Source organism: Agrobacterium sp. CNPSo 3708 (assembly GCF_028674915.1).
Lineage (GTDB): Bacteria > Pseudomonadota > Alphaproteobacteria > Rhizobiales > Rhizobiaceae > Agrobacterium > Agrobacterium cavarae.
Map to the genome: position 1 here is coordinate 628,399 of NZ_JAQZSF010000002.1, position 20,369 is coordinate 648,767.

At 58.7% G+C, this 20,369-nt stretch carries 19 protein-coding genes; 4 read left to right on the plus strand and 15 right to left on the minus strand.

Annotation, left to right across the window (positions count from 1 at the left end; translation table 11 throughout):
• Positions 1–58 precede the first annotated feature (58 nt).
• From prmC to PVA19_RS05850, 4 genes are all read right to left on the minus strand, one after another.
• Positions 59–922: a peptide chain release factor N(5)-glutamine methyltransferase gene (gene prmC, locus PVA19_RS05835; RefSeq protein ID WP_274101534.1), complete on the minus strand. Its 864-nt coding sequence runs from the start codon at positions 920–922 to the stop codon at positions 59–61.
• Positions 919–1,998: a peptide chain release factor 1 gene (gene prfA / locus PVA19_RS05840; RefSeq protein WP_274101535.1), complete on the minus strand. Its 1,080-nt coding sequence runs from the start codon at positions 1,996–1,998 to the stop codon at positions 919–921. The genes prmC and prfA overlap by 4 nt, the downstream gene beginning before the upstream one ends.
• Positions 1,999–2,029: 31 nt before the next feature.
• Positions 2,030–4,297, minus strand: a complete 2,268-nt coding sequence (ptsP, locus tag PVA19_RS05845) for a phosphoenolpyruvate--protein phosphotransferase (protein ID WP_274101536.1) — start codon at positions 4,295–4,297, stop codon at positions 2,030–2,032.
• A 163-nt stretch (positions 4,298–4,460) separates the two neighbouring features.
• The gene (locus PVA19_RS05850; protein ID WP_062423988.1) at positions 4,461–5,741 is read right to left on the minus strand and encodes an aspartate kinase; all 1,281 of its coding nucleotides are present in this window, start codon (positions 5,739–5,741) and stop codon (positions 4,461–4,463) included.
• 345 nt (positions 5,742–6,086) lie between these two features.
• Between PVA19_RS05850 and PVA19_RS05855 the strand changes: the two genes are divergently transcribed.
• Positions 6,087–7,931: a DEAD/DEAH box helicase gene (locus PVA19_RS05855; protein ID WP_062444937.1), complete on the plus strand. Its 1,845-nt coding sequence runs from the start codon at positions 6,087–6,089 to the stop codon at positions 7,929–7,931.
• A gap of 33 nt (positions 7,932–7,964) precedes the next feature.
• On the opposite strand, the gene PVA19_RS05860 is transcribed toward PVA19_RS05855, so the two are convergent.
• Positions 7,965–8,750: an SH3 domain-containing protein gene (locus PVA19_RS05860; RefSeq protein ID WP_274101538.1), complete on the minus strand. Its 786-nt coding sequence runs from the start codon at positions 8,748–8,750 to the stop codon at positions 7,965–7,967.
• Between the two features lie 216 nt (positions 8,751–8,966).
• Here PVA19_RS05860 and ubiG point away from each other — a divergent pair, with 216 nt between their 5' ends.
• Positions 8,967–9,713, plus strand: a complete 747-nt coding sequence (ubiG, locus tag PVA19_RS05865; RefSeq protein WP_274101539.1) for a bifunctional 2-polyprenyl-6-hydroxyphenol methylase/3-demethylubiquinol 3-O-methyltransferase UbiG — start codon at positions 8,967–8,969, stop codon at positions 9,711–9,713.
• Positions 9,714–9,735: 22 nt separating this feature from the next.
• On the opposite strand, the gene PVA19_RS05870 is transcribed toward ubiG, so the two are convergent.
• Genes PVA19_RS05870 through PVA19_RS05885 form a run of 4 tightly spaced genes read right to left on the minus strand, consistent with a single transcriptional unit; the run spans position 9,736 to position 12,115 of the window.
• A complete protein-coding gene (locus tag PVA19_RS05870; protein ID WP_274101540.1) occupies positions 9,736–10,164 on the minus strand; it encodes a DUF1178 family protein in 429 nt (142 codons plus the stop codon).
• Positions 10,161–11,021 carry a carbon-nitrogen hydrolase family protein gene (locus tag PVA19_RS05875; protein ID WP_274101541.1) on the minus strand — a complete coding sequence of 287 codons (861 nt, stop codon included), beginning with the start codon at positions 11,019–11,021 and terminating at the stop codon, positions 10,161–10,163. The genes PVA19_RS05870 and PVA19_RS05875 overlap by 4 nt, the downstream gene beginning before the upstream one ends.
• Before the next feature lie 37 nt (positions 11,022–11,058).
• Positions 11,059–11,313, minus strand: a complete 255-nt coding sequence (gene grxC / locus PVA19_RS05880; RefSeq protein WP_062423982.1) for a glutaredoxin 3 — start codon at positions 11,311–11,313, stop codon at positions 11,059–11,061.
• 43 nt (positions 11,314–11,356) lie between these two features.
• Positions 11,357–12,115, minus strand: coding sequence for a ComF family protein (locus tag PVA19_RS05885; RefSeq protein ID WP_274101542.1), 759 nt, complete (start codon positions 12,113–12,115; stop codon positions 11,357–11,359).
• A gap of 81 nt (positions 12,116–12,196) precedes the next feature.
• Here PVA19_RS05885 and PVA19_RS05890 point away from each other — a divergent pair, with 81 nt between their 5' ends.
• A complete protein-coding gene (locus tag PVA19_RS05890) occupies positions 12,197–13,069 on the plus strand; it encodes a methyltransferase domain-containing protein (RefSeq protein ID WP_274101543.1) in 873 nt (290 codons plus the stop codon).
• A gap of 33 nt (positions 13,070–13,102) precedes the next feature.
• On the opposite strand, the gene PVA19_RS05895 is transcribed toward PVA19_RS05890, so the two are convergent.
• From PVA19_RS05895 to PVA19_RS05920, 6 genes are all read right to left on the minus strand, one after another.
• The gene (locus PVA19_RS05895; RefSeq protein ID WP_274101544.1) at positions 13,103–13,300 is read right to left on the minus strand and encodes a Flp family type IVb pilin; all 198 of its coding nucleotides are present in this window, start codon (positions 13,298–13,300) and stop codon (positions 13,103–13,105) included.
• Between the two features lie 205 nt (positions 13,301–13,505).
• On the minus strand, positions 13,506–13,823 hold the full coding sequence (locus tag PVA19_RS05900; RefSeq protein ID WP_062423978.1) for a hypothetical protein: 318 nt from the start codon (positions 13,821–13,823) through the stop codon (positions 13,506–13,508).
• A 143-nt stretch (positions 13,824–13,966) separates the two neighbouring features.
• Positions 13,967–14,380 (minus strand): 8-oxo-dGTP diphosphatase MutT, encoded by a 414-nt coding sequence (gene mutT, locus PVA19_RS05905; RefSeq protein WP_113326251.1) that lies wholly within the window; start codon positions 14,378–14,380, stop codon positions 13,967–13,969.
• Positions 14,380–15,150, minus strand: a complete 771-nt coding sequence (locus tag PVA19_RS05910) for a GNAT family N-acetyltransferase (protein WP_062423976.1) — start codon at positions 15,148–15,150, stop codon at positions 14,380–14,382. Before PVA19_RS05910 ends, mutT begins: the two co-directional genes overlap by 1 nt.
• Before the next feature lie 18 nt (positions 15,151–15,168).
• A complete protein-coding gene (argJ, locus tag PVA19_RS05915; protein ID WP_274101545.1) occupies positions 15,169–16,410 on the minus strand; it encodes a bifunctional glutamate N-acetyltransferase/amino-acid acetyltransferase ArgJ in 1,242 nt (413 codons plus the stop codon).
• Between the two features lie 78 nt (positions 16,411–16,488).
• Entirely contained in the window at positions 16,489–17,352 is an 864-nt protein-coding gene (locus PVA19_RS05920) for a peptidylprolyl isomerase (RefSeq protein ID WP_062423974.1), read from the minus strand.
• Positions 17,353–17,592: 240 nt separating this feature from the next.
• On the opposite strand from PVA19_RS05920, the gene secA reads away from it, so the two are divergent.
• A complete protein-coding gene (gene secA, locus PVA19_RS05925; protein WP_274101546.1) occupies positions 17,593–20,310 on the plus strand; it encodes a preprotein translocase subunit SecA in 2,718 nt (905 codons plus the stop codon).
• Positions 20,311–20,369: the final 59 nt, after the last annotated feature.

Sequence of the window (20,369 nt, forward strand, 5' to 3'; positions counted from 1 at the left end):
CCTTTTCTTTTGCTTTGCAAAATATCCTTGAACAAAACACCCGCAGCTGTTTTTTGACCTATCTGCGAAATATCAATACGCGATCGTTGCCGCCGTAGTCTTTGACGCGGTCCACGCAATCATATCCCTGCGATGCAAATATGGTCGTTACATCTGCCATTTGATCGTAGCCTATTTCGACCCCGACCACTCCACCACTTTCGAGAAAATCCACTGCTTTTTCAGCTATAACTCTGTAGGGGAGAAGGCCATCCGCACCGCCATCCAGGGCGACCAAGGGATCAAACTCGCGAACTTCGCGATCCAGTGTATCGATGACATCTGTTCTAATATAAGGCGGGTTTGACAAGATTATGTCGAAGCGCCCGCAAATATGATCGAACCAGTCGCTTTCCACCGTCTCGAACCGCGTCTCGAGCCCAAATCTTTCCGCATTGCGAAATGCAGTTGCCAGGGCATCCATCGATACATCGCTGCCGACCCCCGTGGCTTCGGGAATAGAATGCAGCAGCGACAGGCATATGGCACCCGTGCCAATCCCCATATCGAGAATGCGTGCCTCACCCTTTTGTGCAACCACGGCCCGCAGATGCGGCAACACCGCCTCGACCAGCACTTCGGTATCCGGCCTCGGCTCCAGCGTCCCGGCTGACATGAGAAAGTCCAGGCCGTAAAATTCGCGGTGTCCCAGGATGCGGTGGACTGGCTCCCCCTTTTCACGCCGCGCGATCAGTTCTTCGATCCGGTGCGCTTCATCGGGATGAACGGGCCGAGACCCTTTCAGAACGAAATCGGTCAGAGAAAAGCCGATCACGTCGCCGATCAATATCCGCGCATCCGTCGAAGGATCGGCAATGCCCGCAACAGCCAGGCGCCGCTTCGCATCGGCCACCAAAGCTTGAACGGTCGTCTCGACGCTCACTGCTGCTCGCCAAGCTGAGCCAACTGGCCCGCCTGATAATCGGCAATCAACGCATCGACCAGCTCATCGATATCGCCTTCGATCATGCGATCGAGCTTGTAGAGCGTCAGGTTGATGCGGTGGTCGGTGACCCGACCCTGGGGGAAGTTGTAGGTGCGGATGCGCTCTGAGCGATCGCCGGAACCGACCTGGCTCTTACGGTCGGCTGAGCGCTCGCTGTCGGCCTTCTGCCGCTCGATATCGTAAAGCCTGGAGCGCAGAACCTGCATGGCCTTGGCACGGTTCTGGTGTTGCGACTTCTCCGATGACGTGACGATGAGACCGGTCGGCAGATGGGTGATGCGCACGGCAGAGTCGGTCGTGTTGACGTGCTGACCACCGGCACCGGATGCCCGCATCGTATCGATGCGGATATCTTCCGGGCGGATTTCGATGTCGATATCTTCGGCTTCCGGCAACACGGCGACCGTTGCCGCAGACGTGTGAATGCGCCCGCCCGCTTCGGTTTCCGGCACACGCTGAACACGGTGAACGCCGGATTCGAATTTCAGCTTGGAAAACACGCCGCGGCCAGTGATCGTGGCAATAATTTCCTTGAAGCCGCCCGCTTCCCCTTCGCTTGAGGACAGCACTTCCACCTTCCAGCCCTTGCCGCTGGCGAAACGCTCATACATGCGGAAGAGATCGCCGGCAAAGAGCGCGGCTTCGGACCCACCGGTTCCTGCGCGGATTTCAAGGATCGCGCTTCTTTCGTCCGCCGCGTCCTTCGGCAGCAGAAGGATCTGCATCTCCTTCTCCAACGCTTCGATGCGTTCGGAGAGATCGGGCAGTTCGGCTTCGGCCAGTTCGCGCATGTCGCGATCCATCGTCTTGTCGGACAGGATCGCTTCCAGATCGGCAGCCTCAGCCTTGGCCTTCTCATATTCCCGGATGGTCTTTACCACGGGCTGCAATTCCGAATACTCGGACGCAAGCTTGACATAGACATCCGCGGACGGACCTGCCGACATTCGGGCTTCGATCTCGCCGAAGCGGCGTTCAAGCTCACGCATTTTCTCGACGGGAAGCTTCGCCACCTGTCACATACTCCACTTTTTATAATCGTGCTTAGATAGGGATCGAATGGGTCGAAGCAAACCGCACCAGCAAATCACGCGTACTTTCCAATGATTTGCTGTCATCGAGCGCCGCATTCAACTCTTCCGCCAGCAGCCCGGCATCGACCCCAAGCAGCATCGCCTTCACCGGACCGATCGCCGTTGGCGACATGGAAATCGACCGGAAACCGAGCCCGATCAACGCCATGGCCGACAATGGCTTGCTTGCCATTTCGCCGCAGAGCGTCACCGGAGTGTTGTTGCGTTCGCCAGCCCGAATGATGTCGCGCAGAATGCGAAGGAACGGCTTGCCCAGATTGTCGAAGCGATCCGAGACACGCGCATTGCCGCGGTCCACCGCCATCGCAAATTGGAACAGATCGTTCGATCCGACCGAAACGAAATCCACTTCCGACATCAGTTCGTCGAGCTGCCACATCAGCGACGGCACTTCCAGCATCACACCGAATTGCAGCTTGCGCGGCAGCGCGTGACTGAACTTCGAAAGATGCTGAACTTCCTTCTGCATCAACTCGCGAACGGCATGAATTTCCGAGACTTCCGTCACCATCGGCAACATCATCTTCAATTCCGCGCCGGAGGCCGCACGCAGAAGCGCCCGCATCTGGGTGCGAAGCAAGCCCGGGCGGTCGAGCGACAGACGAATGGCGCGCCATCCGAGCGCCGGATTTTCTTCCTCCTGGCCCCGCATATAGGAGACGACCTTGTCGCCGCCGATATCAAGCGTGCGGAAGGTCACCGGCTTGCCCTTGGCCTGGCGCAGGACACTTCGGTAGAAGGCCTCCTGCTCCTCGCCCTTCGGCATGGTCGATGCGATCATGAATTGCAGTTCGGTGCGGAAGAGACCGATACCGTCTGCGCCAGACTCTTCCAACTGCGGAAGATCGACCAGCAGGCCGGCATTCATCTTCAGGCTGACCTTCTGGCCATCCTTCGTGATCGGCTCCACGTCACGCAGTGCACGGAACTGTTCCTGGCGGCGGGCGCGGAGGCGAACCTTCTCTTCATAGGCGCGCTGCAGGTCTGTGACAGGCCGCAAATGCACCTTGCCGTCGTCGCCGTCGATGATGATCGAGTCGTTGTTTTCGGCCAGCGCCACGATGCCGGTTGCCTGGCCGATGACGGGAATACCCATGGCACGGGCAACGATCACCACATGGCTCGTGACCGCACCGTCTTCCAGCACCAGGCCACGCAGCTTCTCACGCGGATAATCCAGAAGCTCGGCAGCACCCATGGCGCGCGCCAATACGATGGCGTCGAGAGGAAATTCGTGGTCTGGGGCTCTGCCACCAAAGCCCATCAACTGACGCAGCAAGCGGTTGGCCAGGTCGTCGAAATCATGCATCCGCTCGCGCAGATACGGATCGGTCAGGCGCATCATGCGCGCCTTGGTGTCGCTCTGCACCTTCTCGACCGCAGCCTCAGCCGTCAGGCCGTTGCGGATCGCCTCTTCCATACGGCGCACCCAGCCCTGGTCGTGGGCAAACATGCGGTAGGTTTCCAGCACCTCGCGATGCTCGCCTTCGGTAGCGACATCACGGCGCTGCAACATGTCGTCGATCGAAATGCGCAGCGAGCCGATGGCTTCGGCAAGGCGGCGGATTTCGGTATCGGCGTCTTCGTTCAGAAGGTTGGTGACGACGATGCGGGGATCGTGGAGAACCACGTGACCAAGGCCGATGCCTTCACCATAGGCGTCGCCATCAATGGAGACCGCTCTGGTCAGGTCCAATTCCACGCCGGGGCGGGTGATTTTCTTCAATTCGCCGCTCGCCACGATTTCCGCAATAAGCATTGCGGTTGTCTCAAGCGCTTCAACTTCATCCTCCCGGTATGTTCGGCTGGTCTTGTTCTGAACGACAAGAACGCCAAGAGTGCGACCGGATCTCAAAATCGGCACACCGAGAAAGGAATGATAAATTTCTTCACCCGTTTCAGGGAGATAGCGGAAAGCGGGATGCGCCTGCGCATCGGAAAGATTGAGCGGCTGGGCGGAAGCGGCAATTGTACCGACAAGGCCTTGCCCCATTTTCAACTGGGCAAGATGGACCGCATCCTTGTTCAGGCCTTCGGTGGCATAAAGCTCGAGAATGCTGTCGGAGCGAAGCACGTAAACGGAACACACTTCGGCAACCATGTTGCTGGCGATCTGCCGGACAATCTGGTCGAGGCGCTCCTGCGGCTCAAGATGCTCCGCCATCATTTCGCGAAGCCGCCTGAGAAGGACACGCGGACCTGCGGAAAGGTCTCTCATCGCGCATGCTCCCGAATGCCGATCGTGCAAACCCTTGCGGCCGGCACGAAAGGCTCAATCAAATTTAAGGCGTACCGCCCCCGGCTCTCAAGCCGAAAGCGACACTTGCATCAGAATACCGCTCTTCGGAAAGAATCGAATAACGTGTACTGACGTTCAAGAATCAACTTTTATCCAGACCGTAAGCAGAATGCAAAGTGCGAACTGCAAGTTCGGCATAGGCACCGTCGATCAGGATCGAAATCTTGATTTCCGAGGTGGTGATGGCCTTGATGTTGATGTTCTTTTCAGCCAGCGCCTTGAACGCGCTTGCGGCAACACCCGCATGGCTGCGCATGCCGATACCGATGACCGACACCTTGGCAAGGCCGGTTTCGTTCTGCACAACGTCAAAGCCGATCTGCGCCTTGTTATCTTCCAGAACCTTCAGCGCCTTGGGAGCGTCGCCGGAGGGGACCGTAAAAGTCATGTCCGTGCGCGAGCCGTCTTCGGAGATGTTCTGCACGATCATATCGACATTGATATGCGCTTCAGCGAGCGGGCCGAAGATGGCGGCTGAAACGCCGGGGCGATCCGAGAGGCGACGCAGCGAGATTTGCGCTTCATCCTTGGCATAGGCGATGCCGGTTACGACTTCCTGTTCCACGATTTCATCCTCGTCACAAATCAAAGTACCGGGCGGGTTGATAAGGTCACCCATGCCCGGCGCATCGGGATCTTCAAAACTGGAGCGCACGAAGGTACGAACCTTGTGCACCATGGCAAGCTCGACCGACCGGACCTGCAAAACCTTGGCGCCAAGCGACGCCATTTCGAGCATTTCCTCAAACGCCACCTTTTTCAGACGGCGCGCCTTGGGCTCGATGCGCGGGTCGGTCGTGTAGACGCCATCCACATCGGTATAGATGTCGCAGCGATCGGCCTTGACGCCAGCGGCGATGGCAACGGCGGACGTGTCTGAACCGCCACGACCGAGTGTTGCAATGCGATTGTCCGGGCCAAGCCCCTGGAAGCCGGCGATGACGGCGACCTGACCTTCCCCCATGCGGCGAATGATATCGGAACCGTCAATGTCGAGAATGCGGGCAGCGCCATGGGCGTTGTCGGTGCGGATTGGAATCTGCCAGCCCTGCCAGGAGCGGGCATTCACACCCATCGACTGAAGCGCGATCGCCAGAAGACCGGAGGTGACCTGCTCGCCAGATGCAACGACGGCATCATATTCACGGGCATCGTAAAAGGACGCGGAGCCACTGGCACCGGCGACTTTCGGCGTGTTCTGCACCCAGTCGACCAGTTCATTGGTTTTTCCGGACATGGCCGAAACCACCACGGCCACTTCATGGCCGGCATCCACTTCACGTTTCACATGCCGCGCGACATTGTGAATACGTTCGAGGTTTGCGACGGACGTACCGCCGAATTTCATGACAATGCGAGCCATAGCCTAGACCAGTACCATCCCACTGCGCCGCGCGAGCGGCAGATAAGCACACACCCCGTTTCCCCCGGAAAGACCGGGCTGTCAGGTTGCGGGTCTCTTAGCGAAAAGGATAAGGCCATGCAATGCCGTTTGTGAACCATGCGGTACGGTTGTGGACGCGTGCCCGCGCCGCGCTCCAGACAAGCCTTTGCGCCAAAATCGGCAAGCGTACCGTCCCGCACTGTACAAATGCGGGCAATCGCAGTAAAAGCGCGCCACATGAATTGGCCATAGTGGCCCTCAACGGCCTGTGTGGCGTCGTCCGTTTGGGACAAATGCAGGCATCCATATTCCGAAAGACGGTAGATGACAGACACTCAGGGTATCGCCCCTGCGATTGCGCAGGCGTTGGAAAAGCGCGGCTATAAAGACTTGACCCCCGTTCAGCAGGCCATGCTGGACCCGGAACTTGCCGACAAGGATGCGCTGGTTTCGGCGCAGACCGGCTCTGGCAAGACGGTCGCTTTCGGCATTGCGCTGGCGCGGACCCTGCTCACGAAGGGCGACAGGTTCGGCGCGGCCGCGGCCCCGCTGGCTCTCGCCATTGCCCCAACCCGCGAACTCGCCATGCAGGTGAAGCGCGAGCTCGAGTGGCTCTATGAATTTGCCGGCGTTTCGATCGCCTCCTGTGTGGGTGGTATGGATATCCGTAACGAGCGCCGGGCGCTGGAACGCGGCTCCCATATCGTCGTCGGTACGCCTGGTCGTATCTGCGACCACATCAAGCGCGGCGCACTCGACTTGTCGTCGCTGCGTGCCGTGGTGCTCGACGAAGCAGACGAAATGCTCGATCTCGGCTTTCGCGAGGATCTGGAATTCATTCTGGAGGAATCTCCGGAGGATCGCCGCACACTGATGTTCTCCGCCACCGTTCCGCGCAGCATTGCCAAGCTTGCCGAAAGCTACCAGAAGAACGCGGTGCGCATCGCCTCTGCGTCCGAACAGAAGCAGCACGTCGATATCGAATACCGCGCCATGATGGTCGCCCCTTCGGATCGCGAGCACGCCATCATCAACGCGCTGCGTTTCTACGAGGCACGCAACGCCATTGTCTTCTGCTCGACACGTGCTGCCGTCAACCACCTGACAGCGCGCCTCAACAATCGTGGTTTCTCTGTCGTCGCCCTTTCCGGCGAGCTATCACAGAACGAGCGCACGCACGCGCTTCAGGCCATGCGTGACGGCCGCGCCCGAGTTTGCGTGGCCACCGACGTGGCTGCTCGCGGTATCGACCTCCCTGGCCTCGAACTCGTGATCCACGCCGACCTGCCGACCAATTCCGAGACGCTTCTTCACCGCTCAGGCCGCACAGGCCGTGCTGGACAGAAGGGCGTCAGCGCGATCGTCGTTCCCATCAACCAGCGCCGCAAGGCCGAGCGTCTTCTTGAAGGCGCGAAGGTCAGCCCCGCCTGGGTTCATCCGCCTTCTGCCGACGAGATCGTCGAACGCGATGGTGCCCGCCTCCTGGCAGATCCATCCCTGAACGAAGCGGTTACCGATGAAGAACGCGATTTCGTCACCAAGCTTCTGGAGCAACATGGCGCTGAAAAGGTCGCGGCGGCCTTCGTGCGCATGTACCATTCCGGTCGCTCTGCCCCTGAAGACATTGCGGAAGTTGCACTGGACGGCCGCAAGCCGCGTCGCGACAGCTTCGAAACTGTCGAGAATAACGCGCCGCGCCGTGAACGCTCCGACTTTGCCGATAGCGCCTGGTTCACCCTTTCGGTCGGGCGCAAGCAGAATGCCGAACCTCGCTGGTTGATCCCGATGCTCTGCCGTTTCGGCAAGCTGACGCGTCAGGATATCGGCGCGATCCGCATGCAGCAGACGGAAACCTATGTGGAACTGGCAGCTGACGCCGTCGACCGCTTCGAGTCCGCTCTCGGCAAAGACATGACGCTCGAAAAGGGTATCCGGGTCAAGGCCATGGAAGGCAAGCCGGAAATGACCGGCAAGCCCCGCGAGGACACCCGTCCGCCAAAGGCTCAAAAGAAATTTGCAGGCAAGGGTGATTTCGGTGGCGAGCGCCGGGGCGAAGACAAGCCTTGGAAGAAAAAAGCCAACGCCACCGGCGACAAACCCGCCAAGTTCGAAGGCAAGAAAGACAAGCCCTTCGAAAAGCGCGGCCCCAAGAAAAAAGATCCCGCATAAAGAAAGCCCGGCGCGAAGCCGGGCTTTTTAGTTTTAACGGTTTTCGCAGTTACGATCTCCGGGGCGGCACCACATTCCGCCGCCCTGATTGGACGGCTCCATTTGCTGCTCCTGCCAGCGACGCTGGCGCTCGCCGTCATTCCAGTTGCGATCACGCTCGCCATCTCGGTTCCGGTCGCGCTCCCAACGGGGGCGATCGCCGTCACGGTCACGCTGACGCTCCCTGTCTCGCTCCATCCGCTGCTGCTCGCGGTCACGGCGATCGCGGTCGCCCTGATTCCAGTTGCCGTAACGCTCTTCCCAGCGTCCGTCATTGGGGCCAGGACCGCGCCGGTCGCGCCATTCTTCCCGCGGCGGACGCGGACGATCGCGATCAGCCCATGGCGGCGGTGCATTCCAGTAGCCACCGGCAGGCGGCGGGCGACGCCAACGATCACGCTCGCGGTAGAAGTCACGGTCGCGATAGTAGCGATCCCAATAACGGCCCACTTCGAAGGTGATGACCGGAACGCCCAGATCGCGATAGTAGCGTGGCTCGACATAAACACGGTTCTGACGATAGAGCGCCTGGATATAGCGCCCGGCCACCCAGCCGCGTCCATAGCTGAAGGACACGTCGCACCAGGGCGTATCGGACAGGCAGCCGTGGATAGTGAGCGGCGCGCCATCTGGAATGACCACGACGGCAGGATAGGCGGTGCTCGGGCCGGAGCGCATGTTGACGTTTGCGGTCGCGAATCCGCGCGTTGCCGCTTCAGCGAGCGCAGGCACGGCCATGAGCGCCAGGAGCGCAATCGCTCCAAATAGTTTCTTCTTCACTTTTTTCTCCTCAAGCAAAGGCCTGGCCACCGATGTCGGCAATCAGTATGGGAAAAATACGCTCCCCTTGCTGAACGCAGCATGAAACGAAAAGTCCGCTAAAACAGTTCCTTGCGTCGATGGATCGCGGTGAATGATCCCAGCTGTGGAAGCCCGACCCTTGACTTCACCACCCAATCATCCGACTTCAGGCTAGAAGACATTTAGGAGATGACCATGAGCGAGACCGCGAAAACGACGATCGACCAGAGCGAAGTGGATCGCTTTTCCGCCATGGCCGCAGAGTGGTGGAGCCCGACAGGGAAATTCCGTCCGCTGCACAAATTCAATCCCGTCAGGCTCGAATTTATCCGCAACCGGGTGTGTGAAAATTTTGGCCGCGACCCGAAGGCCCATCGTCCGCTGGAAGGTTTGCGCTTCCTCGACATCGGCTGTGGTGGCGGGCTGCTGTCCGAGCCGATAGCCCGCATGGGCGCCGAGGTCGTTGGCGCCGATCCATCTGAAAAAAATATCGGCATTGCGTCTACCCATGCGCGCGAAAGCGGCGTTCCCGTCGATTATCGCGCAGTCACCGCCGAACAGTTGCAGGCGGCGGGTGAGACGTTCGACGTGATCCTTAACATGGAGGTGGTCGAGCACGTGGCCGACGTGAACCTCTTTCTAAACACCTGTGCGCAGATGGTTCGCCCCGGCGGGCTGATGTTCGTCGCAACAATCAACAGAACGCTGAAGGCACGCGCACTCGCTATCTTTGCTGCCGAAAATGTCTTGAAGTGGTTGCCGCGCGGAACGCATCAATATGAAAAGCTCGTGCGACCCGAGGAAGTGGAACGTCCTTTGACCGCCAACGGCCTGGAGATCGTTCACCGCACCGGCGTTTTCTATAACGTCCTGCAGGACAGGTGGAACCTGTCTCCCGATATGGATGTCAACTACATGATGCTGGCCAAACGCCCGGCCTGAGAGCGTGTTTGAAGCCGAGGCTTCAATTCACATCGTCGGGGAGAAGGGGAAGAGGTGCTACCTCGATCCCTTCGTCCACAAGCGCTTTCACATCCTCGATGGAGGCCTGACCGATGATTCCGCGCTCTTGCGCCTCGCCATAGTGGATTTTGCGGGCCTCTTCCGGAAACTTGTCTCCGACATCTTCGGCGCTGGCCCGGATGCTCGCGACCGTTTCCCTGATTTTCGCCAGGACTTCCTTTTTCCCCGCATCCATCGCCAGCGTGTGCATCGCCTCTTTCTTCCGTCCGGTCGAGACTGAAGGCGCCATCAGTGTCTTGTCGATGGCCCGTGAATTGCACACCGGGCAGCTGACGAGCCCACGCTCGCGCTGGCTATCGAAATCGGCGCTGCCCGAGAACCATCCATCGAAGGCATGCGCATGGTCACAGGTCAGCGAGTAGCGGATCAAGCAAGCGCACTCCGCGAAGCCGCCCTGGACGCTACCGTTTCGAGCTGGAAGTCGCGCGCGTTCTTCAGGTTAGGGATCTTGCCGCGAACGGCGGAAACCTGTTCAGGATCGATATCGGCAACGATGATCTCTTCGCCAGCACCGCCGGCAGCGGCCAGCACCTTGCCCCAAGGGTCGATGATCATCGAATGGCCAAAGGTTTCACGGCCATCTTCATGCTGCCCACCCTGAGCCGCGGCGATGACGAAGGCACCGTTTTCGATGGCGCGCGCGCGCAGAAGAATCTCCCAATGGGCTTCGCCGGTCTGCTTGGTAAAGGCTGCAGGAACCGTCAGAACCTGCGCGCCGGCAACGGCTTCCGCGCGGAAGAGCGACGGGAAGCGGACGTCGTAGCAGATGGCGAAACCAAAGGTCGCCAGAGGAAGTTCCGCAATGCGTGCCGCTTCACCCGGCTGATAGGTGGCGCTTTCACGCCAGCTCTCGCCATTGTCGAGATCGACATCGAACATGTGAATCTTGTCATAGGTGCAGATACGGTCTCCATCCGGTGCAAAGAGAAAACCACGATTGGCGATCTTGCCGTCGGGACGCGCAATCGCCGTGGAGCCGACATGAACATAGATCCCGAGTTCACGCGCAAGCTTGGCTGCTGTGGAAACGATGATGTCGCAGGTCTCGTCTTTCAAGACGGCCTGGAGTGCGGCACGGTCGCGCTGCAAAGCGCCGGTCATCTCAGGCGTCTGCACATAGACGGCACCTTGCGCCACAGCATCGCGCACCAGCCTCTCCATGGCTTCGGCGTTTCGCTTCGGATCCGTTCCGGAGCACATCTGGATTGCGGCGGCCTTGAAGCTCATGTCTCTCTTCCCAATGTCCATGTCAGTTTATCGGCTATTATGCTGCCAGAAGCGGATCGAGCTTTCCGTCCCGATCAAGCGCGTGAAGATCGTCGCAGCCACCGACATGCTGCTCGCCGATGAAGATCTGCGGGAAGGTGTTACGGCCGGACTTGTCCATCATTTCCTGGCGATATTGCGGATTTTCCGTCGCATTATATTCGGTGAAATTCACGTTCTTGCTCTGCAGCAGGGCCTTGGCGCGGGCGCAATAGCCGCAGAAATCGCGCGTATAGATCGTAACGGATGCCATATATCTCAACCTCTAAAGCTGCGTGGAGCATGAATTTTGCATGTCATATAGGCCCGGATATGGCCATTGCAAAGGTCAAAACCGTGACTTGCGCCACACCTGATTTTTTCAGCCGCTTCGCCGCCGCCGAGACTGTGGCTCCAGTGGTGTAGACATCGTCCACGAGCACCACGCGCTTGCCGAAAATCTCGGCCTCCTGCCCCGGCGAAAGCGCAAAGGCGCCTTGGACGTTCTTCTTTCGCGCAACAGCCGAAAGCCCTACCTGACGGCTGGTCGACTTCACCCTGATCAGGGTCGCCGGCAGAAAGGGCTTTCCTGCAATCGCCGCCAGATGCCGCGCAAGTTCGGCCGATTGATTGAAACGGCGCGAGAAAAACCGCCAGCGATGAAGCGGAACAGGAATGATGCAATCACATTGAGTAAGCGCTTCGCCGCCTGCTCGTGCCATCCACAACGCCATCAGGCCCGCGAGATCCGTGCGGTCCTGATATTTCAACTGGTGGACCAATTTGCGGGCCGGCCCGTCGTAGATCGTCGCGGACCTGAGGCGATCAAAGCTTGGCGGATTGGATATGGCTTCCGCGCTGACCATTCCTTCGCCGTGATCATAGACGAAGGGGATGCCGAGAACCTCGCAATAGGGGCGCTCGATGAATTTTATCTCTGGCCAGCATTGAACACAAAAGGCCCCGGCGCCACCTGTGGCGCGACCGCAGCCGGCACAGGCCGGCGGGTAGATGACATCACTGACATAGCGAAGCAGTCGGTGCAGGGGCGTTACGACAATCTGCCTTGAAACCATCGCCTTCCCCTTATGCTCCCGCGCTTGACAATAGGAGGAAAGGGGTGCCTTTGCGACAGCAAAGTTATCACAGGTTCGCCAATGGACATTCTTTTCGACCCGCAGCTTATTGAACGCCACCGTGAGCGCGCATTGCAGATTGGAGATCGTCAGGCTCACTTTCTGCCGAATATTGCTGCAGACGAAATCGCCGACCGCATTGCCATCGTCGAGCGCCATTTCGATACCGCGATCGAGCTTCACGGCGCGACGGGTGTTACCGCTCAGCGGGTCATGGAAACCGGCAAAGTGGGCTCGATGACCCGGATCGAGACCAGCGACGAATTTCTTGTGGGTGAGCCGAACTCGAAAATCTCATCCCTCGAAGACCTCGGGCTTGAGCCTGCTTCCGCCAACCTGGTGATCTCACCGCTCTCGCTGCATTTGACCAATGACACGCCGGGAACGCTGATCCAAATTCGCAAGGCGCTGAAGCCGGATGGCCTTTTTCTCGCCGCCCTTCCCGGCAGCGGCACGCTGCAGGAGCTCCGCGACGTTCTTCTGGCAACGGAGGTGGAACTGCTTGGCGGCGCAAGCCCACGCGTCATCCCCTTTGCCGATGTGCGCGATATCGGCGCGCTCTTGCAGCGCGCGGGATTTGCCTTGCCGGTCACGGATACGGAAACCTATACGGTGCGCTATGATTCCATCTTCCCGCTGATGCGCGACCTGCGCGCCATGGGCATGGCAAACCCGCTTATGGGCCGCAGCCGGACACCGCTTACCCGACGCTTCTTCATGCGCGCAGCAGAACTTTACGCGGAACGGTACAGCGATCCAGATGGACGGATCAGGGCCACCTTCTCCATCATCTACATGTCAGGCTGGGCACCGCATGAGAGCCAGCAGAAGCCGCTGAAACCCGGCTCTGCCAACGTCAGGCTTGCGGATGCATTGAAGGGAAAAAGCTCCTGAAGGTGGCCCGCTTGCGCTGAAAAGCAGATATTTTCAGGAGGGCAAGGCGTTGGTGAGGGCTTCCACAATGGTCGTCAATACGCCGAGGAGACTGTCACGCACGCCACTCAGTCCAAGGATCAAGGCGCCGCCAATAATTCCGATCAGAAGGCCATATTCCACGGCGGTCGCGCCGCGCGTATCGGTGACGAAATTCCAATAGTAACGCGAGATACAATTTTTTCCGTGCAAATCACAAACCCCTGCCGGACAGACGCAATAGAAACGTCCTCAATCAACATGCTTGCGATAATGGATCAACAACATATCTATTTCGTTACCGTACCTTCGACTTTTCTCCGATAGGTAGTGAAACAGTGGCATTGGTTGTTGCTGTACTAAAGAGACGTTTAAACCACGCCCCATATCTTGCAATACTGACCTATTGCGAGACGGATCAGCAGTCGCGCCCGCTGTTATAACCATCGACGATGCAGACGGACCCGGGCATGGGCTGCGTGATGCTGCGACGAATGCTGTAGGTCGTTGGCTGATCGCCGCGCTTGATCGAACCGGTGCTGATCATGTCGATATTGTCCGGCACCTGCGCAAAGCGGGCCGGCGAGGTCTTGCCGGCCAGCATCGGCGTTACGATCAATGAGAGCGCGATTGCAACCATGCCAAACAAAAGCGCAACGTTTAAAACGCCGATCCGGCGTGACTTGGCGGAATAAGACTGGCGGTCTTCAACGGTTTTCCAGAAATCCTCATTCATCACTCGGCCTCACTACGCGCCATTTACCAAATCTTCAGCACTGCAATGTGCCAGAGCTTGCTAAACGATCGGTTAACGGCGTGCCGTTTCAGGACGCGTAGGCGGGTTGAAAAGCGCTGCTTTCCAGCCTTTTCACAGAAATTTCAGAGAAGATCCTGAAGATAGGGGATGAGAGGCTCGTCAGCGGGCGGCATGGGGTAATCGCGCAGAGCCTGCGGTTTGACCCATTTTACAGTCTGGCCTTCCCGCCCATGGGGTATGCCTTCGTAGCGGCGACAGACATAAAGCGGCATCAGCAGGTGAAATGTCTCATAGGTGTGGCTGGCAAAGGTGAGCGGTGCAAGGCAGGCGACCTTGGTGGTAATACCGAGCTCTTCGTTCAGTTCACGCACCAGCGTCTCTTCAGGCGTTTCGCCCTGCTCGACCTTGCCACCGGGAAATTCCCAGAGTCCGGCAAGCGACTTGCCCTCCGGTCGCTGAGCGAGAAGTATCCGGCCATCGTGATCCACAAGGGCGCAAGCCGCGACAAGCAGGATCTTCTTGAACGGCTCATCCATCACGAATTGTCCTTGCCCCAATAGCGATAGGTATAAGCCTCTTCGAAACCGAACTTCTCATAAAGAGCGAGCGCCGGCACATTGGTTGAGACGACCTGCAGCCACGCCGTCTTTGCGCCGCTGATACGAGCCCAACGCAATGCCGAGGTGAGGATTTCACTGCCTACACCCATGCGCCGCGCAGCGCTTGCTACTTCGAGGGAAAGAACACCTGCGAGATCATTGTCCTGCACACAGATGACGGTGGCGTGCGGATCACCTTCTACCTCTTCCTTGATGAAGAGGCCGAGATTGGGCTTGATCGAACTGACGATCTCAGCGATCGGAGAGCGGAGGGATAGGTCTTCGTTGCCCACCTTAAGGCTCGCTTCTACGAACCTGCCGATATCGTGGGTCGGGAGATGGGCCATGGTCTCCGGCAACTCGGCGTTAACCAGATCGGCCGTCATCACCTTTACCTCTTCGAAAACGGTCCAGCCATTATCGTAGAGGTGCGCCCTGAGTTCAGGCGGCATCAGCGTCGTCTCGCGAATGATCAGCGGTCTGCCGAAATCCTCGAAGCGACGGCGCGCCTTTTCCAGTCGCACATCGCAATTGCCGTAATCGGACGGGTCCAAAGGCACGACACAATTGATGCGCTTGGAGGGATGCGAGCCCGTCAACCGGATTTGCCAACTGCCATCATAAATGACCGACGAAGCCGGCCAGGCACGAAAGCTTACCGCCTCCAGGCGGCGAACGAGCGGCAAATTGACGGCACTGCTATGCATGGGTTTGGCCTCCACCGTTTAGCTCCGGTAGTCGCCGTTGATTTCGACGTATTCCTTGGTGAGATCGCAAGTCCAAACTGTAGCCGTGCCGTTACCAAGCCCGATATCCACCTTCACCGGAATATCCTGCTGCTTCATCACGGCAGTGGCTTCCGCTTCGGAATAGGACGGGTCGCGTTCGCCATTGACGGCAACACGCACATGTCCGAACGAGATGGCCAGCCGGTCACGATCGGCAAGCTCGCCGGACTTGCCGACGGCCATGACGATGCGGCCCCAATTGGCGTCTTCTCCGGCAACTGCGGTTTTCACCAGCGGAGAGTTGGCGATGGAAAGCGCAATCTTTTTGGCGGCAGCATCGCTTTCAGCGCCGGTGACCGTCACTTCCACCATCTTGCGCGCGCCTTCGCCGTCCCGCACGACCTGAAGAGCTAGGTCTTTCAGGAGGTCGTTAAGTGCGGCACGGAAACCTTCGAGCTTCGCATCATCGGCGTTTTCGATACGCGACTGACCGTCGGCAGCAGCAGCGCCGGTGGCAAACAGCATCAAGGTATCGGAGGTCGACGTATCGCTGTCGACCGTCACGGAGTTGAACGTCGGGCCGACGCCTGCGGACAAAAGCGCCTGCAAGGCAGGCGACGCAATGTCGGCGTCAGTCACGACATAGGAAAGCATGGTCGCCATATCTGGTGCGATCATGCCCGCACCCTTGGCGATACCATTGATCGTGACCTCAACGCCGCCGATCTTGGCGGTACGCGTTGCGACCTTTGGATAGGTATCCGTGGTCATGATGGCCTTTGCGGCTTCGAGCCAGAAATCGCCCTTGGCATCAGCATTCATCTGATCGAGAACGCCGGCAAATTTCGAAGCGTCGAGCGGCTCGCCGATCACGCCGGTGGATGCCAGAAACACTTCTCTTTCGCTGCATCCGACGGCGGCGGCGGCGGATTTACCCGTCAGCTCGGTCGCTGCCCTGCCCTTCTGGCCGGTAAATGCGTTCGCGTTTCCGGAATTGACCACGACCGCCCGCGCGATGCCGCCCGCAAGGTTGGCACGGCAATAGTCCACCGGCGCGGATGGGCAACGGGACTTGGTGAACACACCCGCAACCGCGGCCGGTTCGTCAAACACCATCAAGAGAACGTCGGTTCGGTTCTTGTACTTGATGCCAGCGGCAGCCGTCGCCATGCGCACACCGCGGATGACGGGCATCTCAGGATAGGATTTTGGAGCAAGTGGGGAGACGGCAGCGGACATGGAATCGACCTGCGTTAGAAAAGACAATGCTGGAAGCGAGAAAAGGGCGGCTGAACGCCGCCCTCATGCGTGAGGCACTTACTGCTGCGGCTGAGCGTCTTGCGCCTTATTGACCTCGTCATATTCCTTGCGGAGCGTTTCGTCCTTGATATCGACCTTCTGTTCGGCCTTGGCCTTCTTGATGAGATCCATATACTTGTCACGCATGACGAGCTGGCGAACCTGCGGCTCGACCTGCTCGAAGGCTGGCGGAGGCGAAATGCGCTTGTCTTCGACCTTAATGACGTGGAAGCCAAACTGCGACTTGACCGGCTCCTTGGTGTAGGCGCCCTTCTCCAGCTTGAATGCGGCTTCTTCGAATTCCGGAACCATGCGGCCCTTGCCGAACCAGCCGAGATCGCCGCCGTCATCCTTGTTGGAGTCGGTCGACTTTTCCTTTGCCAGTTCCGCGAAATCCTTGCCGGCATCGAGCTGCTTGATCACGTCCTTGGCTTCTTCTTCCGTCGCAACCAGAATGTGGGCAGCCTTGACTTCTTCTTCCTTCGGAAGTGCGGCGACTTCCTTGTCATAACGTGCCTTCACCTCGGCATCGGTGATCGCGTCAGCCACGTGCTTGCGGAAATAGGCGTTGTGCAATTCGCGGTCGGAGATGAAGTTCAGGCGCTTCTTGAAGTCGTCGGTCTTGTCCAGACCTTCGGCAGTCGCACCCTCGACCAGCAGCTTCACTTCGATCGCGCTGGAAAGAGCGGCAACCTTCTTCTGCTCATCCGGGAGCTGGGCCAGCTGGGAGTCGAGATTGCTCATGGCCAGATCGAGTTCCGACTGACGAATCTCGAGATCGCCGACCGTGGCCACCACGGCATCTTCCTGGGCGAAGGCAGGGAAGTGAAGACCAAGCCCGGCCACGATCACGGCAGCGGCGATTCTATTGTAGCGCAACATATTGAACCTTTCGGAGACAAAGCCGGCTCCAGACGTGGTTTTCCGGCTGAAAAAACTTCCAAACACCGGAATGTGGCCATTCTGTAACGGGCAGAACCGTTGACATCATTTGCCCCCCCTCTTATCTGTCACGCAATCTCGCGTCCAGATGCGTTTCGGGGTGTCGTTCGTCATTTGTGCGTTATTGCCGATGACGCTGAAAGCGCCCGACGAAACGAAATTTCAGAAAGGGCCAGTTGGATGGTCAGTCTCGGCGGCATCGCCCGCAAATTGTTTGGCTCGTCAAACGATCGCCGCGTTCGTTCCTATCGCACCAATATTGCAGCCATCGGCGCGCTCGAAGATGAGTTGAAGGCGCTTTCGGATGAAGCGCTTGCTGCAAAGACGGTGGAATTTCGCCAGCAGCTGGCCGAAGGCAAGACGCTCGACAGCCTGCTGATCCCAGCCTTTGCCGTTGCGCGCGAGGCTTCGCGCCGCGTTCTCGGCATGCGTCCCTTCGACGTTCAGTTGACCGGCGGTATGATCCTGCATCAGGGCGCGATCGCCGAAATGAAGACCGGTGAAGGCAAGACGCTGGTGGCGACACTTGCCGTTTACCTCAATGCACTTGCCGGCAACGGCGTGCATGTGGTGACGGTCAACGACTACCTCGCCAAGCGCGATGCCAGCATCATGGGCCGCCTCTACGGCTTCCTCGGCCTGACCACCGGCGTGATCGTGCATGGCCTGGACGACGACGAGCGCCGCGACGCTTATGCCTGCGACATCACCTACGCGACGAACAACGAACTCGGCTTCGATTATCTTCGCGACAACATGAAGTACGACAAGGCGCAGATGGTCCAGCGAGGCCACAACTACGCCATCGTCGACGAAGTCGACTCCATTCTGGTCGATGAGGCGCGCACGCCGCTTATCATTTCAGGTCCGCTGGATGATCGCTCTGATCTCTACAATACGATCGACGCCTTCATTCCGATGCTGACGCCGGACGATTATGAAATCGACGAGAAGCAGCGCTCGGCGAACTTCTCCGAGCAGGGCACCGAAAAGCTCGAAAATCTTCTGCGCGACGCAGGCCTTCTCAAGGGTGAATCGCTCTATGACGTGGAGAACGTGGCCATCGTTCACCACATCAACAACGCTCTGAAGGCACACAAGCTCTTCCAGCGCGACAAGGACTACATCGTCCGCAACGGCGAGATCGTCATCATCGACGAATTCACCGGCCGCATGATGCCGGGTCGCCGTTACTCCGAAGGTCAGCACCAGGCGCTTGAGGCCAAGGAAAAGGTGCAGATCCAGCCGGAAAACCAGACGCTGTCGTCCGTCACCTTCCAGAACTATTTCCGCATGTACACCAAGCTTGCCGGCATGACCGGTACGGCCTCGACGGAAGCGGAAGAGTTCAACAACATCTACGGCCTCGACGTCGTGGAGGTCCCGACAAACCTGCCGATCCAGCGTATCGACGAAGACGACGAGGTCTACCGGACCGGCGAAGAGAAGTTCAAGGCGATCATCGAAGAGATCCGTGCAGCGCATGAGCGCAATCAGCCGGTTCTCGTCGGTACGACCTCGATTGAAAAATCCGAACTGCTCGCCACCATGCTGCGCCAGACGGGCTTTGAGAACTTCCAGGTTCTGAACGCCCGCTACCATGAGCAGGAAGCCTATATCGTCTCGCAGGCAGGCGTGCCCGGCGCTGTGACCATCGCCACCAACATGGCGGGCCGCGGTACGGACATCCAGCTTGGCGGCAACGTCGATATGCGCCTTGAGCGCGAATTGGAAGGCATGGAGCCTGGACCGGAGCGTGATGCCAAGGAACAGGCGATCCGCGACGAGATCAAGGTTCTGAAGGAAAAGGCGCTTGCGGGGGGTGGCCTCTACGTCATCGCCACCGAGCGTCACGAAAGCCGCCGTATCGACAACCAGCTGCGCGGCCGTTCCGGTCGTCAGGGCGACCCAGGGCGCTCGAAGTTCTATCTGTCGCTCCAGGACGACCTGATGCGCATCTTCGGATCCGACCGTATGGACTCGATGCTGCAGAAGCTGGGCCTCAAGGAAGGCGAAGCGATCGTCCATCCGTGGATCAACAAGGCCCTCGAACGCGCGCAGAAGAAGGTGGAAGCCCGCAACTTCGAAACGCGTAAGAACCTGCTGAAGTACGACGACGTTCTCAACGACCAGCGTAAGGTCATCTTTGAACAGCGCCTCGAGCTGATGGAAGCCGACAATATCGGCGAGACCGCAGCGGACATGCGCAACGAAGTGATTGAAGCCCTTGTCGGCAAGCACATCCCTGAAAACGCCTATGCGGAACAGTGGGATATCGAAGGCCTGAAGGCTGGCGTTCAACAGTCTCTCAACCTCGACCTGCCGCTCGACGATTGGGCTAAGGAAGAGGGTATTGCCGAAGACGATATTCTTCAGCGTATCACCGAAGCTGCAGACAAGGTCATGACAGACAAGGCCGAGCGTTTCGGTCCGGAAGTAATGACCTATGTCGAGCGCTCCGTCATTCTGCAGACGATCGACCATCTGTGGCGCGAACACATCGTCAACCTCGACCACCTGCGCTCTGTCGTTGGCTTCCGCGGTTACGCACAGCGCGATCCGCTTCAGGAATACAAGGCGGAAGCCTTCGAACTCTTCCAGGCCTTGCTCGCAAATCTGCGTGAAGCGGTCACCGCCCAGCTGATGCGTGTCGAACTGATGCGCGATCCGCCACCGCCCGCTGAGCTTCCGGAAATGACGGCGCATCATCTCGACCCGATCACCGGTGAGGATGAATTTGCCGTGGCCTCCGCCGGCAATGGAGACGTCTATGTTCCACCGGAACAGCGCAATCCAAACGATCCGTCCACATGGGGCAAAGTCGGCCGCAACGAGGCCTGCCCATGCGGATCCGGCAAGAAGTACAAGCACTGCCACGGTGTTTTCGAGCAGGCTTGACCCTTACCGTTGAAAACAATGAGCGCGTCATCTGAGTTTAAATCAGATGGCGCGCTTTT

What these genes read in the sequence shown, in the direction of transcription:
- ptsP (WP_274101536.1), bottom strand. Translation starts at nt 4,297, where the DNA reads ATGAGAGACCTTTCCGCAGGTCCGCGTGTCCTTCTCAGGCGGCTTCGC.
- PVA19_RS05850 (WP_062423988.1), bottom strand. Translation starts at nt 5,741, where the DNA reads ATGGCTCGCATTGTCATGAAATTCGGCGGTACGTCCGTCGCAAACCTC.
- PVA19_RS05855 (WP_062444937.1), top strand. Translation starts at nt 6,087, where the DNA reads ATGACAGACACTCAGGGTATCGCCCCTGCGATTGCGCAGGCGTTGGAA.
- ubiG (WP_274101539.1), top strand. Translation starts at nt 8,967, where the DNA reads ATGAGCGAGACCGCGAAAACGACGATCGACCAGAGCGAAGTGGATCGC.
- PVA19_RS05875 (WP_274101541.1), bottom strand. Translation starts at nt 11,021, where the DNA reads ATGAGCTTCAAGGCCGCCGCAATCCAGATGTGCTCCGGAACGGATCCG.
- grxC (WP_062423982.1), bottom strand. Translation starts at nt 11,313, where the DNA reads ATGGCATCCGTTACGATCTATACGCGCGATTTCTGCGGCTATTGCGCC.
- PVA19_RS05885 (WP_274101542.1), bottom strand. Translation starts at nt 12,115, where the DNA reads ATGGTTTCAAGGCAGATTGTCGTAACGCCCCTGCACCGACTGCTTCGC.
- PVA19_RS05890 (WP_274101543.1), top strand. Translation starts at nt 12,197, where the DNA reads ATGGACATTCTTTTCGACCCGCAGCTTATTGAACGCCACCGTGAGCGC.
- PVA19_RS05900 (WP_062423978.1), bottom strand. Translation starts at nt 13,823, where the DNA reads ATGAATGAGGATTTCTGGAAAACCGTTGAAGACCGCCAGTCTTATTCC.
- mutT (WP_113326251.1), bottom strand. Translation starts at nt 14,380, where the DNA reads ATGGATGAGCCGTTCAAGAAGATCCTGCTTGTCGCGGCTTGCGCCCTT.
- PVA19_RS05910 (WP_062423976.1), bottom strand. Translation starts at nt 15,150, where the DNA reads ATGCATAGCAGTGCCGTCAATTTGCCGCTCGTTCGCCGCCTGGAGGCG.
- argJ (WP_274101545.1), bottom strand. Translation starts at nt 16,410, where the DNA reads ATGTCCGCTGCCGTCTCCCCACTTGCTCCAAAATCCTATCCTGAGATG.
- PVA19_RS05920 (WP_062423974.1), bottom strand. Translation starts at nt 17,352, where the DNA reads ATGTTGCGCTACAATAGAATCGCCGCTGCCGTGATCGTGGCCGGGCTT.
- secA (WP_274101546.1), top strand. Translation starts at nt 17,593, where the DNA reads ATGGTCAGTCTCGGCGGCATCGCCCGCAAATTGTTTGGCTCGTCAAAC.